An 18,383-nucleotide genomic window follows, 5' to 3' on the forward strand; every position below is an offset into this window, starting at 1 on the left:
GGACTGCAAAGATACAAACTTTTTTGACTTTTCAAAATAAATCTTTATTTATTTTTTATCAGCCTCTCGTTCTTAATTACTCTTCTGCGCTACCTACTATCTCTCGTTTTCAGTGGGGCAAAAGTATAAACTTTGGTCTTATCTGGCAAGCATTCTGCAAACTTTTTTAACATAATATATATAACTAGCTGAGTACTGGTGACAAAACTTTTAATTGATATCACAAAAAATGAAAATGATAAGACGGTTTATATTTTATACGCTTTATAAAACACTATAAAAACAAAAGACTGACTTAAAAAAGACAGTCTTTATTTAGCATATAATATATGTATTAATAATGATGAGCTATATATTCATTCTCAAATGAACCATCATCATAAAATTTTAGTATTGCATATCCCGGAGGTGTTTCCTGGTAATAGAAGGGTTTTGCGGAGCGTTTATCACCTTCTCCCCACCAAAATCCTGACATCGCACCGTTACAGAAATAATATATATCGTCATACCATGCTCTATCTAGTAAATGCTGATGACCACTAAGACAGCCTTTCACTTTATCTTTATGTTTATAGAAAAGATCTTTTAATGCAACATGATCTTTATGTTGTCCTCCTTCCCAGCTTCCAGTAACAGTAAGTATAGGATAATGTGACATGATCAATGCATATTCTCCCTGAGGAATACTTTCCAGTTGTTGGGTTAGCCAGCTCATTTGTTCAGGATCTAAAGTAATTCCGGAATTATTACCATCCAGCATGATAAAATGCCACTTCCCTTTTTTAGCACTGTAGTACCGTTTGGGCATTTTAAGTCTTTTAGCTGCATATGGTACTCCGTACATTTCATCGGATTTTTCACCAGCCCACCAGATATCATGATTTCCTACACAACTATACATATCATAGTCTGCAATTTCTTTAATACAAGTATCCCAGGCCTTCCATTGGTCATAGACTTCCTGACGGGTAGAATTATCCCGATCTACAGCCATAATGGAATCCCCAGTGTTGAGAAAGAAATCTACTTTTCTAGTTTTAATTTCTTTCAGGCACTTTAAAAATCTTTCCATCACTTTAGGATCTGCCGGCAAATGTACATCTGTAATATGTGCTACTGTTAGCAAAAGTTTCTTTTTACTATTTACATTATTCTCTTTCTGAGGTGCAGCCAAAAGATTGGTTGCTGTTCCACCCAGCATTAATGCTGAAACTGCAAGTGGAACATTTGTCAAAAACTTTCTTCTTTTCATAGTTTATTGTTATGTCTCTGTAAATTAATATTTGATTCCAGGTTTTCATTACCATCCCGGTGGTTGTGTAAGTTTAGGATTAAGGATTAATTGACTGATTGGTATGGGAAGGTAATAGTATTTGGGGTTAACAAAAGTTCTTGGAAGAATTTTGTCTTTATCGAACATAATATGACCAGAAGTAACATTAGAAAGATAGAATACTCCATCTGAAATATAGTACTTTGTGAGATGGGCTCTTATGTCCGCTGGAAGTCCATTCAGAGGATCTTCTTTCCCGGGAGCTTCAAGAATGGCAATATCTTGTTTTCCGTCACCCGTTACATCGATAGCTCCTAATGCTGATGTATAGAATCCTTTCGAAGGCTGCCCTAACAAAACTCCGGATTTCCAACGGAACAAATCATCAAGTCGTTTATCTTCACAAGCCAGCTCTACACGACGCTCACGTCTGATCTCCAAAATAACCCCTTTATTACTCCCATTAATATTGGGATATTGTTGTACCAAATAATTATCTGGATTACTATTAGCAGCCACCATGGAAAGATCGGGCATTTTAACCCTTCTTCGCAATAGGTTCACGGTATTATCAAGATCTCCTTGTGTTAAACTTCCTAATTCTGCTTTTGCTTCTGCATTAATTAATAATACCTCAGCATATCTATATATAGGCAGATCTGTATAATTAAGATTCCACCCTCCTCTGAGTGAAGGATCTCTTGGATAAAACTTAATTTGTAAATAGCCTCCAAAGACAGGTTGAACTAAATAAGGATCACCACCGGGAATTGTTGCAAACCCTGGTGGCATGATTGTTTCAGCCATACGAGGATCACGATTAGCAAACACTTCCGTAAAACCTTTTTTATCATACCCTGTAATTGAAGTGAAAGGTGTACCATCTTTCATTAAAAATTCATCTGCGAGACTTCCATTCAATGCCCACTGCCATCCTAAAACAGTATGGGTATTATTGCTCACTCCCTGATCTTTATTATTCTTTTGAAGGAAAATGACTTCTTTATTGCCATCAAGCATATTACTGGCAAACAGGGAGCGAAAGTCTTCACCACCTTTTCCTGTATTATAAATATTAAAACCTCCATTGGTCATAATATCCTGAGAAGCTGTTACAGCACGATTCAGGAACTTTCCTGAAGAGCTTTGTAATCCAAGTTCATCATGATATTTTCTGAAGGAGCCTTCATATAGAGCCACCCTGGCAAGTAATGTAAGAGCAGCCCATTTGGTGATCATTGTATTATTGGTTCTGGCTGGTAATACATTGGCAGAAGCATACTCCAGATCACCCATTATAGAATCCATTACTAAGGTTCTCGGATCTTTAGCCTTATAAAGCATTTCATCATCATTACTACCGATCGTTTTGGAATACCAGGGAACATCTCCATACTTTTTGACCATATTAAAATAGAAATTGGCTCTGAAAAATTTGGCAACTCCTTTATAATGCCTGATAAGAGACTGATCACCGGTTGCTTTCCCAGAGTTTTCAATCATATAATTAATAGAACGCAGTTCTTTCCAATCCCATCCATCCACATTAGCGGGTGTAAGAGAGCCTCTTAAAAGATTATCCGTGTTGTTGGCTCCTGTATATATGGATATATTGTCTGAAAATACATCCATATAGGGCGCTGAAATATAACTATAAAAACCATTGGAATAGGTCTCTAAATCTTGAGGGCTATTAAAGAATTTATCTTTAGTAATCTCTGTAACAGGATCTCTTTGAAGAAAATCGCCTTCACAGGATATTAAGAATAATCCTACAAACACGGTCAAAACTCCTTTGAATAAGTATGTATTTAGTTTCATTTTTTATATGTTTAAGAAGTTATTGGATATTAAAAATTTAGATTCATCCCAAAAGAATAAGTACGCTGAAAAGGATAAGCTGCCTGCCCAAGCGTTTCAGGATCCAATTTTACCTTCAGGTGTGAGATTTCAAATATATTTTCAGCACTGAAATAGAAGCGGATCTTATTAAAATGGATTTTGGAGGTTTCTTTCAATGGCAAAGAGTAGCCAATGGTAACATTCTTTACACGAACATAAGCAGCATTTTGCATATATCTTTTATTGGGAATACCTAATTGTTGCATATCGTCTTCTGCTGTATATGCCCGTACTGCCGGGAAGTATCCGTTAGGATTTTCTGGCGTCCAGTGATCTAAGTTCTGTTGTGTCACATTAGTCCATGGCTGAGCATAAACACCCCAGAAATAAATTGAGCCTGCTGCCGGATACCAATCTCTTTTACCAACGCCCTGTAAAAATATACGCAGATCAATCCCTTTCCAGTCTCCAGACAAATCTAAACTGAATGGGAAGCGGGCGGAAGTATTTCCCACAACATACAAATCCCCCGGATTATTAACGGTCTTATCTCCCATATCAACTTTTCCATCGCCATTACGATCTTTGAATTTTGGATCTCCAGGGTAGAATTTGTAAGACTGGTCATCTGTTCCCATCGCAGTTTGGTTAGGATGGTTTTTAATATCGGCTTCATCTTTAAAAAAACCTTCTATCTCTGCTCCCCAAATCTCCCCAATTTCCTGACCTTCGTAGTACCCGGAAAGCAATTTTCCAGGATTGTCAAACCTTGTAATAAATGAACGGCTGTCAGCAAGGGTAAAAGCAACATTATAATGGAACGGTGAACCAGCCAAATTAAACTGATCATTCCAACCTATTCTCAATTCCCAACCTTTAGTTTTAAGGTCCCCTGCATTTGCTTTAGGTTCAGCTGTGCCAAAAACATTAGGAAGAATCTTCCCCGGAATCAACATATCTTTAGTATAACGGGTATATTTATCGAAATTCAGCTGCAATCTATTATTGAAAAAGGAAAGATCAGCACCAAAATTAACAGTTGAAACCTTTTCCCAGGTAAAGTTATCGGATACAGCTCCCGGAGCATAAACGGCAATAGGGCGTGTACCTCCTAATATTTGTCCTACTGTACCCGTTGTCATTGTTGGAATGTAGGGATATGCAATTGTATTTTTATTTTTATCAAACAGATCCTGATTTCCTAAAGATCCATATGATCCTCTGAACTTCAATAAATTAAAGCCTACTGCATTTTTTATCCCAGAGAAAAACTTTTCATCTGATACTACCCAACCTACTGATGCTGAAGGAAAGAATCCCCAACGGTGTCCTTTTGGAAATCTTGAAGATCCATCATATCGGCCATTTAACTCTACCAAATATTTGTTTTTAAAATTATAGGCTGCTCTGTAGTATAATCCCTGCAAAGCCCATTCGAAGATCTTTTCTGTTTCTTCCATGGTCCCGGTGCTTAGCCCTATGGAAGGCAGAGTGGTTGATAAAATGTTATTTTTCTTTGCTGAAAAATAGCTGTACTTATTATACTCCTGGTTAAATCCACCTAACAATTGAAGAAAATGATCTCCAAAGTTCTGATGATAGTCGGTATATATATTATACACGTAATATCTGCCAGACATATTTTCATTCTTTGCCCATGAGGTTGCTGCACCAGCATAAGAAATAGGTTTATCTGGTCCTGTTTTATAAATTACCGGAATATCATAAGACTGGGTAAGTGATGATGTATTCCTAAAGGTTGCTTCTGCTTTTAAATCCCATATTTTCTTAATAATGGAAGCATTTGCTGCAAAAGATATCTGAGTTTGCCTGTACTCATTTTTTGACCGACCACCATCCTGTAGTCTTCCCAGAATACCTGCTCCATCGCTTGTCCAACTTCCATCAGGGTTTTTGGGTACACTTAGTGATGGTGTACGGTTAACATTTGAAAAAAAGTTATCATCTATGAACACTGGAGAGTCATAATCTGAAAAAGTGAATGTTGTATTGTTGGATAAATCTAACCATGGATTTATATTAAGATCTACCTTCCCTCTCATGTTATATCTGTTATAGATATCATTTCCATAGCGAAGCATCCCATCCTGACGGTAATATTCTCCGGAGAGAAGATAACCCACTTTCTCCATTTTTCTGGAAATGCTCATATTATTAGTATAGGAAGGTGCTATGTTATTATATGCTTCTTTCAGCCAGTTAGTAGATCCGTAATAGGCCCAGGAGCTTTTATCTGAAGGATTCAGAATTACACGTGGAAGATTAGGATTATTAGCAAGCTGTCTGGCGTATTCTCTTTCATTTTCCGGATACAGATTGTACAACGGAGTTGCTGCATCATGTTTATATTGCATAACCGTCAATGGATCGGTTACCAACTCTGGTAGTTTCCCTACTGTTTTATAGGCAGTATTGGTGTTTACAGATACATTGAGCTGTCCTCCTTTTGCACTTTTCGTCGTGATCAATACCACTCCAAATGCTGCTCTTGCACCGTATATTGCTGCAGAAGACGCATCCTTCAGAACTGATACACTTTCTATATCCGCAGGATTCAACCTTGCTAATTCTGTTCCACTATAGGGTACATTATCTACCAATATTAAAGGACTTCCTCCATTTACACTGGTAAAACCTCTTACATTAAAGTTCGCTGCTGAAGTAGCTCTCCCATTATCAATCGTAATATTAAGGTTGGGAATAAGTCCCTGAAGTCCGGCGCCAATATTGGTAATTGGTCTGTTCTCCAGCTTTTTGGCCGAAACCATATCCACCGCTCCGGTAAGATTGATCTTTTTCTGTTTCCCAAAGCCTACTACAATAACTTCATCTATATCTTTAGACTTCGCTACAGTATCATTTTTCTTGGAATTATCTTTCTTTAAAAGTTTTTGTTGTGCTACAGCGGTGTATGAAGTACACAGGAAAAACACAATAGCTACCTTTAAAGAATTTGGGGCAATTAAAGAGCCTCTTCTCATGGTTTAATTTTATTATTATTAATTATTATTAAAATTTTCAATAGATAAGCACCATTAGTAGAATATAGCTCTAAGCTAGCTACGGCATCAGTAGATTCAGAAGTTGCAGATTCATTTACCTGCATCAAAATCATATCTTTACATTTTGTAGAAATGAAATTATCATCGATAATAAATCTGCGATCTGGAATAGTAGTTTCAAAAAGAGAATTATTAAATTTCATTTTTACTATTTGTAAATTTTAGTGACAAATTTGATTAAATATTTACAAATAAGCATTTTTTACATGTTATTAAATTGTTAATCTCATATTAATTTTTCTTATTCCGGTATTTGTCCTTTTTAGCCTATTTTCCTACATAACAAACACTAATAATAAATCTTTGATACTCTGCCTCGGTTCTTCTGAGTATGCTGGTAAAGTGGTTAGAATCATTAATGAAAAAGACCTATAAAAACAAAAAAATAACCCCCGAACTAATCCGGAGGTTATGTCTTTATTATATATCTTATATCTTATCTAATGTCCAAAAATATCTTTTAGACTGAGTTCCTTAAATGTTCCCATTTCATTAGCGGCATCCGTATTCAGGTTTTCTTTCTTACCAATGATTGCGGTGTTAAAGTGCAATGGTTTAATTTCTGTCTGATAAAATTGCTTCACATCCGTAAAATCCAGATTTTGAATTTGTCCGTAAATATCTTTCCTGAAATCATGAGAAATTCCTATTTTTTTCAATTTTAATGTATTGAAGAAAACATTCGTTCTGGTAATTCTGGTTGAAGCTATTTGTTTTAGGGCTGTATTTTTAGCATTATCAAATTGAATGGCCACCTCGGGAAGTTCATTCATCAATTCAGTCATTGTGTCTACAGCGACTTGTAATTTATCCGGTTGCGTTCCGATGTAAGTAGTCACATAATCAGGATGCCCGGATTCCGAGTTAGCCGCATAAGAAACGTAAGCAGAATAAGCTAAACTTTTACTTTCACGAATTTCCTGGAATACAATAGAAGATAATCCTCTACCAAAATATTCATTGAAAACATTAATCTTACCAAAATTGGAAGGATTAACATCATGTCCTCTCCCTATTTTACTCATTTCCATCTGTACCATATCATAATCTATGAAGTACACATGCTTATTGGTTTCCGGTTCAGGATATTTTTTAGGTTCAGGAATTTCCAAGCTTGCTATTTCCACATAATTTCCTATATAAGTTTTAAAGTTCTCAAAATTCTTTCCATAGAAAAACATCTGATAAGGAAATTTAAAAACGTTTTTAATCCGTTCTGTAAATTCTTCTACTTTAGTATTTTCGAGCTGCTCTTTGGAAATCACATCAGTAAATCTTGAGAATTCTCCAAATTTTGCGTAATTCGTCAACGCAGTCATGATTCTGTTTTTGTCTTTTTTAATGGCCTGGCGGTTTTCAAGAACTGTTCCCACAAACTGATGATAAACTTCCTGATCCGGTTTTACATTGTACATCCAGTGTTGAAGTAATTCAACTCCTTTCTCAATATTTTCTTCCAAACCGCTCAATGAGATTAAAAGTTGATCATTTGTCGTCTTGAAATCATTGCTCACTCCAATTTTAAAGAATTCCTTCTTCAGGTCCTCAGGAGAATACTTTTCTGTTCCCAAATATTGAAGTAACTGTGTGGATATTCCTAAATCCCGCTCATTATCACTTCCAAATGGGAAAATAAAATAAACCTGGGCAATATCATTGTATTTATTTTTGACAAAGCTTAACTTCTTATCCTTAACGGTATCAGTTATTATTTCTTTATCATAATCAATAAATTCAGGTTGAATATCTTCTGTTTTTTCTTTTAAAATTTGTTTCAGGAATTCTGATTGTGCTTCTCTATTAATTTTAATCGGGGTAATTCCTGGGTTATCAACTCTTATCAGTTTATCATTAACTCCTTTTTCCTTATCAATGACTACATAATTATCCTTAAAGAAGCTTTTAGCAAAATCGATAACATCCTGTTTTGTAAATGAAGCATATTCATCCATTTCGTTAAGCTCTTCGGCCCATGTTCTTCCTTTAATATACGTATCATAAAGGTTGGTAGCCAAACCATCAGCTGTTTCCAGCGCTTTCATTCTCTGAAGTTTGAAATCATTAATAATTGCAGGAAGCATCCAATCCGGAAATTCACCCTTTTTCACCAATTCAACCTGCTCTAGTACCATAGCTTTAGCTTCATCTAAAGTTTGGGTTTCTTTAGGAACGGCTACAATCGAAAAATAACCGTATTGTTTTAAACCTACAGAAAAAGCCTGAGCCCAAAGCATTTTTTGAGTCTGATTAATATGAAGATCCAGCAAACCTGCCTCTCCTCTATTGCTCATGATATTAACGGTAATATCTGCTAACATTGCTTCTCTGGTTCCATAGCTTTCTGTTCTCCAGGCTAACTGTACTCTTGGTGTAGTAGGACTTTTGACTGTTCTCTTTACAATCTCGGTAAGTGGTTTTTCAATAACCGGAGTTTTCTTTGGCAATTCTTTATACGGAATAGCTCCAAAATATTGATCTATAAGTTGAATAGCATCTTCAAAAACCAAATCCCCTACCATAACCATAGCATAATTGTTTGGAACATAATATTCATCAAAATATTTATGTATCGCCTTCATAGAAGGATTCTTCAAATGTTCTGGTTTTCCTAAGGTAGTTTGCTGACCATTCGCATGGGTAGGAAAAAGTGCATCCATCAGCTCATAATTTACCAATCTGGAATCATTATCCTGAGCTCTGTTGAATTCTTCATAAACAGATTCCAACTCCGTATGGAAAAGGCGTAAAACTATTTCTGAAAATCTTTCTTTTTCAACTTTCAGCCATTTTTCAAGCTCATTGTTAGGAATATTATTTTTATACACTGTTTCATCAAACCATGTATGAGCATTGGTGCCACTGGCTCCTAATGAAGAAATCACTTTATCATACTCATTAGCGATAGCATATTGACTGGCTTCCTGAGATACCTCATCAATCTTTTTGTAGATCTCTTTCTTTTTTTCAGGATCCTGCTCAGCTTTATGCTGTTCGTATAACTCTGAAATCTGATCCAATAAAACTTTTTCTTTATCCCAATCTAGTGTTCCTATTTTGGAAGTTCCTTTGAACATCATATGCTCCAGATAATGAGCTAAGCCAGTATTATCAGAAGGATCATTATTACTTCCCGTCCTCACAGGAATGTAGGTCTGAATTCTGGGTGCATCAAAATTTTGCGCCAGAAAAACTTTCAATCCGTTCTTTAGGGTGTAAATCCTCACTCCGTTTTCGTCCTGAGTAATGGTTATATATTCGTAGTTGTTTTTATCTGTATGAATCGTCTCCTTATATCTTTTGTCCTTCATATGTAAATTCATTTCCATTCTTTAAGTAGAATGCCTTACAAATGTAAGGAATAGAAAAAGAATGCCTATTAATTTTATAATTATTAAATCTATGATGACAATTGAGAAAGAGGAAATGCGGAATTGTTGAATTGCAAAATCGCTAATTCGCCTATTCGCCAATTTGCCAATTTGCCAATTTGCCGAATTTAAAAAGCAGTTAATTACCGATTGAGCTCATAGGGTATTTTATTCAACATACATTTTACATTTTACATTTTACATTTTACAATAAATAATAATCTTCAACATTCGGTTTGTATCTTGAAGTTTGTTTAAGTTTGTATAGGTTTTTCCTAAAAAATATATGACCATGTCCGGAAATATTCTGATTATCGATGATGAAATAAAGCTTCTCAAATTATTGGGAATGATTCTCTCTCAAGAAGATTTTAATGTAAAAGAAGCCTCAACTGCCCGTTCAGCGATGACGATGCTTGAGCAATATGAATTTGATGTCGTATTAAGCGATGTCCGTCTTCCTGATGGCTTCGGAGTGGAACTGGTAAAATCTATTAAAACCAAATATCCACATCTGGAAATTATCCTGATGACTGCTTTTGGTAATATTACGGATGCAGTACAAGCTATGAAAAATGGGGCTTATGATTATTTGGTAAAAGGTGATGACAACGATAAGATCATCCCTTTGGTCTATAAGGCACTGGATAAAGTAAAAGACAATAAATCTAAAATTATTCAAAAAACGGATAACCAAAAAGGCTTTGGACAAGTTATCGGAACGTCCCCCCTCCTTCTTCAGGCTAAAAAATTAGCCGAAAAAGTTGCTTTAACTGATGCTACCGTTCTTTTAACAGGAGAAACAGGAACAGGAAAAGAGGTCTTTGCAAACGCTATTCACGAAGGAAGTGACAGAAAGAAAAATAATTTTGTTGCCATCAACTGTTCTGCATTCAGTAAAGAAATACTTGAAAGTGAACTTTTCGGGCATAAACAAGGCGCCTTTACAGGGGCGATAAAAGATAAAAAAGGATTGGTAGAAGAAGCCAATGGCGGTACTTTATTTTTAGATGAAATCGGAGAGATGCCTATTGAACTGCAGGCTAAACTACTCCGTGTTCTTGAAACCCATGAATTTATGAAAATGGGTGAAACAAAAGTGTCGAAATCGGACTTCAGGTTAATTGCTGCGACCAACAGGAATCTGGAGGATGAAATCAGACAGGGAAACTTCAGAGAAGATCTTTATTTCAGATTAAATGTTTTCGAAATCACCCTCCCCCCTCTCCGCGAAAGAAAAGAAGACTTAAAAGTTCTGGCGAAAAGCTTTATTGATATCTTTTCCCACAAACTTCATTTAACTTCAGTAAAGGTTTCTCCTGATTATTACAAAACATTGGAAAAGAACGACTGGAAGGGGAACATCCGGGAGCTAAGAAATACGATAGAAAGAAGTCTTATTTTAATGAACGACGATATTCTGGATACTGAAAGTCTTCCTCATTATTCAGAAAAAGTAACCAATGACAAAGATTCTTTAAGTATAAGATCGCTTGAAAAAGAGCACATTCAAAAAGTTTTGCATTATACAAAGGGTAATAAAGCAGAAGCAGCAAGACTGCTAGAGATCGGCATTGCCACACTGTATCGCAAACTTGAAGAATATGGATTAAGATAAAAAAACAGAGCCTATCATTTTAATAAAGAGCCTATCATTTTGATAGGCTTTTTTGTTTTTGGCAAAATCTTATATCACAGATAAACCACTACTATAAAGCGATTTAACACAAAAAGTCACAAAATGGATTCTTTTTTGGCATTAGAGATTTAGAATAAAATATTTCAAAATGACTATTTCAAAAAAAACATTCAAAAAGCGAGATCATTCGAAGTTCAGCTTCCTGATCGTGTCGTATGTACTGTTTACCCTTTTAACCCTAATTGTTACATTATGATGTTGGTAATTTTATTAGTACTCAGTGCCATTTTATTTTGGCTTTTGTATAAATCCGTTGAATTCTTTGATAAAATATAAAGCTATGTGGAGTTTATTTTTTCTTTCAATACTGGCCTTTGTGTATATCTGCTATGTTCTTATAAAACCAGAAAAATTTTAATCAATCATGAACACAGAAATTGTAGGCATCATAGCGATGTTCGTCATCACATTAATAATAGGGCTATTTTTAGGTAAGTATATTGCTAATGTGTATGGTCATAAAAAAACCTTTTTAGATTTTATTTTTCAACCGATTGAAAAATTAATTTATAAAGCATGTGGAATCAATCCTAACCGTCAAATGACATGGAAACAAAATATGTTTGCCATGTTGAGTATTAATCTGGTGTGGTTGGTTATTGGATTTTTCATCTTACTCAATCAATCCTGGCTTCCTTTAAATCCTGATGGAAATCCAAATATGTCCCCCGATCTTGCTTTCAACACAGCAATTTCATTTTTAGTCAATTGTAATCTACAGCACTACTCAGGGGAAACGGGTGTAAGTTATCTAAGTCAGTTGTATTTAATGTTTCTTCAATTTGTAACCGCTGCAACCGGAATGGCTGCAATGGCAGTACTTTTCAAGGCATTTAAAGAAAAAACTACAACCGAATTAGGAAACTTTTTTGATTTTTTCACAAAATCCATGATCAGAATACTGATCCCTATAAGTATTATTGTTGCTTTTATCCTTTCTGCAAACGGAAGTCCAATGACGTTTGAAGGAAAAGATCATATCACTACTCTGGAAGGACAAAAAGCCGATATTTCAAGAGGTCCTGCTGCTGCATTCATTGCGATCAAACATTTGGGAACAAATGGTGGAGGTTTCTTTGGTACGAATTCGGCGCATCCCCTTGAAAACCCTAATTATTTAACCAATATGACAGAAATGGTCACTCAGATGATCATCCCATTTGCATTGGTATTTGCATTAGGATTTTATTTAAAGAAAAAAAGACTTTCATGGACTATCTTTTCTGTGATGACCATCGGTTTTCTTGCCTTAGCAACTCCTACGATCATGAATGAAATTCACGGAAATCCACTGATCACTCAAATGGGTGCAGATCACCAGCTAGGTGCGATGGAAGGTAAGGAAATCCGTTTCGGAAGTGCAGCCTCAGGATATTGGAGTATTGCTACAACTGTTATCTCTACAGGTTCTGTAAATGCCATGCATGATAGCATGATGCCTTTGTCAGGAATGAATCAGCTTCTTTCAATGATGATCAATTGCTTCTATGGCGGTTGTGGTGTAGGAATTTTAAACTATTTCATCTTTATTATTCTTGCCGTATTCATTAGTGGACTTATGGTTGGTAGAACGCCAGAGTTTTTAGGTAAAAAAATTGAAGCGAAGGAAATGAAGATCGCCATGATCGTGGCTTTGTTCCATCCGTTCTTAATTCTTGTAGGAACTGCTCTTACAGCTTATTTCCCGGAATTCGGAGCCAAAACATTGAATAACCCAGGATTCCATGGATTCAGTGAGATGTTATATGAATTCACTTCCTCTTCTGCCAATAACGGATCCGGATTTGAAGGATTAGGTGATAATACTCCATGGTGGAATATCTCAACAGGAATTGTACTGTTACTTTCAAGATTTATTCCAATCATTGGTCCAATTGCAATTGCCGGATACCTGGCTCAGAAGAAATACATCCCGGAAAGTGCCGGTACATTGAAAACAGATACTGCAACCTTTGGATTTATGACTCTCGCAGTGATCCTTCTCATAGCAGCATTGTCTTTCTTCCCTGCATTGACACTGGGACCTATAGCGGAACAAATCCAGTATTTTTCTAAATAAACGTGAACACTACCAATTAAAAATCAATAGGTCCATTAAGGCGTTGAAATGATCAAGGAAATTCAAACTAGTCTGAAATCATAGAAACATTCACTTGAAAAATATTATCCATACCTCACCTTATTATTTTAACCAACCTTAATGGTTACCATTGATTAACAATTATATAACTCTTTTCAAAAATGAAAAATCAATCACAAACATTGTTTCAAAAAGATTTGGTCAACGAGGCTATCAAACAGTCTTTTGTAAAGCTGAATCCGAAAATTATGTTTAAAAATCCAGTGATGTTTCTGGTAGAAGTCGGAACTGTCGTTATGCTCATCGTAAGCTTATCTAGCTTGACAGGTGATAAAACACAAGGTAGCTTCTCATATAACTTTTTAGTATTTATCATTTTATTTTTCACGGTGTTATTTGCCAACTTTGCTGAAGCTATTGCCGAAGCAAGAGGAAAAGCACAGGCTGATACCCTTAGAAAAACCCGTGAGGAAACTCCAGCCAAAATGATCATTGACAATAAACCTGGATTTCAGGTTGACACCACATTGAAAATGTCTGCTGAAATGAAATTGGGTGATATCTTCCTTTGTGAAGCGGGTGATCAAATTCCTATGGATGGTGAAATCATCGAAGGACTGGCAACGATTGATGAATCAGCTATTACAGGAGAAAGTGCTCCGGTCATTCGTGAAGCAGGTGGAGATAAAAGCTCTGTAACCGGAGGTACGAAAGTACTTTCAGATCGTATCAAAGTGAAAGTGACCACAAGACCTGGTGAATCTTTTCTTGATAAAATGATTGCTCTTGTTGAAGGAGCATCAAGACAAAAAACACCCAATGAAATCGCATTAACCATACTTTTAGCAGGGTTCACCCTGACTTTTATAATCGTTACATTAACTTTAAAACCCTTTGCAGACTACGCGCAAACCCCAATTACTATTGCGGCATTTATATCCCTTTTCGTTTGTTTGATCCCGACAACAATTGGAGGTTTGCTTTCTGCAATCGGTATTGCCGGGATGGACCGAGCTTTAAGAGCAAATGTAATCACCAAAAGTGGTAAAGCTGTAGAAACAGCCGGAGATATTGATGTTCTGCTTCTTGATAAAACAGGAACAATTACTATTGGAAACCGTAAAGCCACACAATTCCATCCTGCCAATAATATCCAGCTTGATGAATTTATTAAAGCTGCTGCTCTAAGCTCTGTAGCAGATGAAACGCCGGAAGGGAAATCAATTATTGAATTAAGTAATCTACAACCTCAGGACCTGCTTGTTCCAAGTCCCAGCTATATAGATTTCACTGCTGAGACAAGAACTTCTGGGATCGATTTCGAAGATACAAGAATCAGAAAAGGAGCTTATGATACGATTAAAAAACTAACTGAAAAAGCAGGTAATATTTTTCCTCAGGAAACTCAGGATGCCACCACTAAAATTTCTGAAAACGGAGGAACTCCTTTGGTCGTATCAGTAAATGAAGTGGTATGGGGAGTCATCGAACTTCAGGATATTATTAAAACAGGAATCCAGGAACGTTTTCAGCGTTTGAGAAAAATGGGTGTGAAAACCGTGATGGTAACGGGAGATAACCCTTTAACTGCAAAATTTATTGCTGAAAAAGCAGGGGTTGATGATTTCATTGCAGAAGCCAAACCTGAAGATAAAATGAACTACATCAAAAAGGAACAGCAGTCAGGAAAACTTGTTGCCATGATGGGAGATGGTACGAATGATGCGCCAGCTCTAGCTCAGGCAGATGTGGGTGTTGCTATGAACAGTGGAACTCAGGCTGCAAAAGAAGCCGGAAACATGGTAGACCTTGATAATGATCCTACTAAATTGATTGAAATCGTAGAGATCGGGAAACAATTATTAATGACCCGTGGAACCCTTACCACTTTCAGTATTGCGAATGACGTTGCTAAATATTTTGCCATCATCCCGGCTTTGTTTATCACTTTTATTCCAGCTCTTCAGAAGTTGAATATCATGAATCTTCACAGCCCTGAATCTGCAATATTATCGGCGATCATTTTCAATGCGGTTATCATTCCCGCGCTAATTCCATTGGCATTGAAAGGTGTGGCTTATAAACCCATTGGCGCAAGTGCTTTGCTCAGAAGAAATCTTTTGATCTATGGTTTAGGAGGTGTTATTGTTCCATTCATCGGAATAAAACTTATTGATTTATTCATCAGTTTATTCTTTTAAAATTTTAAAACAATGAAAATTTATTTTATTTCAGCATTAAAATTAACATTCGTAATGCTGGTTTGTACAGGCTTTTATTTGCTTTTTGTGTTTGCAGGTTCAAAATTACTTCCAACACAAGGGAATGGTGAAACCATTACTTATAAAGGTCAAAAGTTTTATGCTAATATCGGACAGGAATTTAAGTCCCCGAAATATTTCCACAGTCGACCATCTGCGGCTAATTATAATGCCGCAGGAAGTGCCGGAAGCAATAAAGGACCAAGTAATAAAGAGTATCTGGAAACTGTTCAAAAAAGAATTGATACTTTGAGAATGCAGAATCCGAAAATGAAAGATACGGAAGTACCTGTAGAACTTGTTACTGCAAGCGGAAGTGGATTGGATCCTGATATTTCTGAAGTAGGAGCCCTTTATCAAATTAAAAGAGTGGCAAAGGAAAGAAATCTCTCAGAAGCCAGAGTTGAAAGCCTTGTCAAAACAAATACTGAAAAACCTCTTATGGGACTTTTCGGACCTTCAAAAGTGAACGTACTGAAGCTTAACATTGCTTTAGATAAATTACAATAATCCTTAAAACTAACATGAAAAAATACATTGTCGCTGGTATTTTGCTTGGGATATTTTTTCCAAAAGCTCAATCTTCAGATTCAGTAAAAATAAGTCCAAAAGTTAAATTCTCCGCTTATGCAGAACTCTTTTACACCTACGATTTTAATGAACCTACCAATCATCTCCGTCAAAACTTTCTATACTCATATAACAGACATAATGAAGTAAATCTTAATCTTGGCTTGGTAAAAGCTTCGTATGAAAGTGATCAGCTCCGTGCTAATTTTGCTTTAATGGCAGGAACTTATGCACAGGATAATATGGCAGCAGAACAGAATGCTTTACGTTATGTAAATGAAGCTAATATTGGAATTAAAATTTCCAAAAATAAAAACCTCTGGATCGATGCCGGAATAATGCCTTCTCATATTGGTTGGGAAAGTGCTATTGGAAAAGATAATATTAATTTAACAAGGAGTCTGGCCGCTGAAAACTCGCCTTATTTTGAAACTGGTGCTAAAATTTCTTACACCTCAGATAATGGAAAATGGTTTTTAAGTGGGTTGGTCTTAAATGGATGGCAGCGTATTGCAAAACCTGAAGGAAATCAGACTATTGCTTTTGGGCATCAGCTAACTTATAAACCTAATGATAAAATTACTTTAAACAGCAGCTCATTTATTGGAAATGATAAAGCAAAAGAAGACAAAAGAATGCGTTATTTCCATGATCTATATGGCAGCTTCCAATTGACAGATCAATTTTCAACCGTATTAGGCTTTGATATTGGAGCTGAACAAAAATCAAAAGGAAGCGAACAATACAATTTGTGGTACAGTCCAAATATCTTAATGAAATATCAGCTTGATGATAAATGGGCTTTGGCAGGAAGAGTAGAATATTATAATGATAAAAATGGGGTTATTATCGCTACAAAAACTCCAAATGGTTTTCAAACCTTCGGATATTCGGTGAATGTGGATTATGCTATTTTAAAGAATGTAATATTTCGCACAGAAGCCAGAGGATTTAACTCCAAAGATGCGATCTTTGTAAAAAGTGATGATGTAAGACAAGGAAATTTCTTTATTACAACAAGTCTTGCAGCTTGGTTTTAATAATAAATTCAGCCACGGATAAAGGTGTTTAAACTCAAATTAAAAAGAATAAAATCAATGTCATCAGCAAAACAATTTTTAGAACTGATTCAAAAATCCAAAAAAGGAAAATTCAAGATCTATATTGGGATGAGTGCCGGTGTGGGAAAAACTTTCCGCATGCTTCAGGAAGCCCATGCTTTGTTACGAAATGGTATTGATGTAAAAATAGGTTACGTTGAAACCCATGGCCGGGAGGAAACGGTAGCACTGGTTGATGGCATTCCTGAAATAGCAAGAAGATCTGTATTTTACAAGGGTAAAAACCTTGAAGAAATGGATCTTCAGGCTATTATCAATGAACACCCGGAGGTCGTTCTTGTAGATGAACTGGCCCATACCAATGTGGAAGGTTCAAAAAACAAAAAGAGATGGCAGGACGTCCTGGAAATTCTTGATAACGGAATCAACGTGATCAGTGCCATGAATATCCAGCATATTGAAAGTCTGAATGAAGAGGTAAAAAAAATTACAGGCGTTGAAGTTTCTGAGCGTGTTCCCGATAAAATCCTTGCTCTTGCTGATGAAGTTGTGAATATTGATTTAACCGCTGATGAGCTTTTAACGAGACTTAAAGAAGGAAAGATCTATAAGAAAGATAAAATTCAGACCGCACTGAATAATTTTTTTCAAAGCGGGCACATTCTACAACTTCGGGAGCTTTCTTTAAAAGAAGTAGCCACACACGTTGAGAGAAAGGTGGAAACGGAAATTAAAACGGAAAACTTTAAACCTATTAAGTTTCTCGCCTGCATCAGCAGCAATGAAAAGATTGCCAAAAACATTATTCGGAAAACAGCCCGTCTGGCCAGTTATTATAACAGTCCCTGGACTGTTTTATACATTCAGAAACCTTCCGAAAATCCAGAAAAAATAGCTTTAAATAAGCAACGATATTTAATTAATAATTTTAATTTAGCACAAGAAATGGGGGCTAAAGTGATCAGAATAAAAGAGAACAGCGTTCACAAAGGAATTCTGGATTATGTGATTCAGCATAATATTACAACGGTTTGCATCGGGAAGCCACATTCTCATTTCTGGCAAAGACTTTCGGGTTACAGTTGGATTTACACATTAATGAACCGATTGAACGAACGACAGATAGACATTATCATTTTATCTTAA

Annotated in this window: 11 protein-coding genes; 6 read left to right on the forward strand and 5 right to left on the reverse strand. The window is 36.0% G+C overall.

All coding sequences use genetic code 11. The features are described from left to right. Positions 1-334: 334 nt before the first annotated feature. The 5 genes from JHL15_RS05015 to JHL15_RS05035 form a co-directional block, all read right to left on the reverse strand. Positions 335-1,252 (reverse strand): metallophosphoesterase family protein, encoded by a 918-nt coding sequence (locus JHL15_RS05015; RefSeq protein WP_200243781.1) that lies wholly within the window; start codon positions 1,250-1,252, stop codon positions 335-337. 48 nt (positions 1,253-1,300) lie between these two features. After that, entirely contained in the window at positions 1,301-3,094 is a 1,794-nt protein-coding gene (locus JHL15_RS05020; protein ID WP_200243784.1) for a RagB/SusD family nutrient uptake outer membrane protein, read from the reverse strand. Positions 3,095-3,123: 29 nt separating this feature from the next. Then, positions 3,124-6,117 carry a SusC/RagA family TonB-linked outer membrane protein gene (locus tag JHL15_RS05025; protein WP_200243787.1) on the reverse strand — a complete coding sequence of 998 codons (2,994 nt, stop codon included), beginning with the start codon at positions 6,115-6,117 and terminating at the stop codon, positions 3,124-3,126. Continuing rightward, positions 6,114-6,341, reverse strand: a complete 228-nt coding sequence (locus JHL15_RS05030) for a hypothetical protein (protein WP_200243790.1) — start codon at positions 6,339-6,341, stop codon at positions 6,114-6,116. The genes JHL15_RS05025 and JHL15_RS05030 overlap by 4 nt, the downstream gene beginning before the upstream one ends. Before the next feature lie 297 nt (positions 6,342-6,638). Continuing rightward, on the reverse strand, positions 6,639-9,506 hold the full coding sequence (locus tag JHL15_RS05035; RefSeq protein WP_200243793.1) for a M16 family metallopeptidase: 2,868 nt from the start codon (positions 9,504-9,506) through the stop codon (positions 6,639-6,641). A gap of 352 nt (positions 9,507-9,858) precedes the next feature. Here JHL15_RS05035 and JHL15_RS05040 point away from each other — a divergent pair, with 352 nt between their 5' ends. The 6 genes from JHL15_RS05040 (at position 9,859) to JHL15_RS05065 (ending at position 18,383) form a co-directional block, all read left to right on the forward strand. Continuing rightward, positions 9,859-11,184 (forward strand): sigma-54-dependent transcriptional regulator, encoded by a 1,326-nt coding sequence (locus JHL15_RS05040; protein WP_200243796.1) that lies wholly within the window; start codon positions 9,859-9,861, stop codon positions 11,182-11,184. 445 nt (positions 11,185-11,629) lie between these two features. Continuing rightward, the gene (kdpA, locus tag JHL15_RS05045; RefSeq protein WP_200243799.1) at positions 11,630-13,324 is read left to right on the forward strand and encodes a potassium-transporting ATPase subunit KdpA; all 1,695 of its coding nucleotides are present in this window, start codon (positions 11,630-11,632) and stop codon (positions 13,322-13,324) included. Positions 13,325-13,506: 182 nt separating this feature from the next. Beyond that, complete coding sequence (gene kdpB / locus JHL15_RS05050) at positions 13,507-15,546, forward strand: potassium-transporting ATPase subunit KdpB (RefSeq protein ID WP_200243802.1); 2,040 nt, start codon at positions 13,507-13,509, stop codon at positions 15,544-15,546. Between the two features lie 12 nt (positions 15,547-15,558). Beyond that, positions 15,559-16,116 carry a potassium-transporting ATPase subunit KdpC gene (gene kdpC / locus JHL15_RS05055; RefSeq protein WP_200243805.1) on the forward strand — a complete coding sequence of 186 codons (558 nt, stop codon included), beginning with the start codon at positions 15,559-15,561 and terminating at the stop codon, positions 16,114-16,116. 14 nt (positions 16,117-16,130) lie between these two features. Then, a complete protein-coding gene (locus JHL15_RS05060) occupies positions 16,131-17,216 on the forward strand; it encodes a porin (RefSeq protein ID WP_200243807.1) in 1,086 nt (361 codons plus the stop codon). Between the two features lie 57 nt (positions 17,217-17,273). Beyond that, positions 17,274-18,383: a sensor protein KdpD gene (locus JHL15_RS05065; protein ID WP_200243808.1), complete on the forward strand. Its 1,110-nt coding sequence runs from the start codon at positions 17,274-17,276 to the stop codon at positions 18,381-18,383.

Origin of the sequence: Chryseobacterium paridis (genome assembly GCF_016595215.1) — a bacterium.
In the GTDB taxonomy this organism is placed as follows: Bacteria; Bacteroidota; Bacteroidia; order Flavobacteriales; family Weeksellaceae; genus Chryseobacterium; species Chryseobacterium paridis.